We start from the raw sequence: 272 nt of genomic DNA on the forward strand, positions 1-272 counted from the left end.
ATCTGATTCCAGCAAGTGAAATGTTTCACATATCGGTTGCCATCATACTTGCGAACATAGTTGTTAAACTGAGTCCTGTTCAGAAAAGCGGTTAATTGAGAGAATACGTATTTGTCTTGGAACATAGCAGCCATTTGTATTAGACTGCAAAGTTGCGAAGCAAGAAAGGAGGAGTGAAGGCTCATGTCTTATATGACATTGAAGCACAAGTTCCTGCCTTCTATACTGTAACCACTGCATCAAAGCATGATTCTACAGCAATGTCTTCAATC

At 39.7% G+C, this 272-nt stretch carries 1 protein-coding gene and 1 pseudogene; one reads left to right on the plus strand and one right to left on the minus strand.

The features are described from left to right. The coding region (locus tag H6A34_RS14775) for a DUF4372 domain-containing protein (protein WP_338088680.1) at window positions 1–185 on the minus strand (185 nt) is incomplete at its 3' end. Between H6A34_RS14775 and H6A34_RS15625 the strand changes: the two are divergent. Then, window positions 147–272 (plus strand): annotated as a pseudogene (locus H6A34_RS15625) (IS4 family transposase); the annotation flags it as partial. The gene H6A34_RS14775 and the pseudogene H6A34_RS15625 sit on opposite strands and share 39 nt — an antisense overlap.

This window comes from Marseilla massiliensis (genome assembly GCF_016899855.1).
In the GTDB taxonomy this organism is placed as follows: Bacteria; Bacteroidota; Bacteroidia; order Bacteroidales; family Bacteroidaceae; genus Prevotella.